Annotated in this window: 1 protein-coding gene; it reads left to right on the forward strand. The window is 35.2% G+C overall.

Annotated features, from left to right (window positions below):
* Nucleotides 1-247: 247 nt before the first annotated feature.
* A partial coding sequence (locus G9F74_RS29460; RefSeq protein WP_165406433.1) for an IS110 family transposase occupies nucleotides 248-631 on the forward strand: 384 nt, incomplete at its 3' end.

A 631-nucleotide genomic window follows, 5' to 3' on the forward strand; every position in this document is an offset into this window, starting at 1 on the left:
ACAACACCCAAAACATACTAAGATTAGTAGTGTAAACCAAGGCATTGGTTTACACTACTATTTTTTTATAGTAGAAGTGAAGAATAGGTCGCTTTGATATTGGGATTTTAAATCCGTACCCAAAACAGACCTTCTTCACTTACCTTATTTGAATCAGTTTAGTATGTGGATCCTTGAGATCGTGTATAAGAAATGGGAATCGATAAGAGTAAGATGAGGACTTCTATTCTACATAAGGAGGCAAAATATGCAACATGTAATTGCGTTTGATGTTAGTATGGGAAAGAGTTATATGGTCATTTATAATGCTCAAAAACAATGTATTTTTGAAAGTGAAATCAATCATTCTAAGCCCGATTTTGAAGAACTACGAAAACGAATAGATCAACTTATGAATGAAAATAAAAAATCACCGCATATTGTGTTCGAAGCAACTGGTGTCTATTCGAGACAACTAGAGCGTTTTATGCAAGATAACAAGTTTGAATACTTTCTGTTGAACCCTTTAGAAGCGAAATTACAATGCGATTCCTTACGGATTCATAAAACCGATAGAAGCGACGCACATCAATTAGCTCTCACACATTTCACGGCTTCCCGGAGGGAAAAGACAGGCACAGATAACTTATTT

This window comes from Bacillus sp. EKM202B, assembly GCF_011066025.1.
Lineage (GTDB): Bacteria > Bacillota > Bacilli > Bacillales > Bacillaceae_G > Bacillus_A > Bacillus_A toyonensis.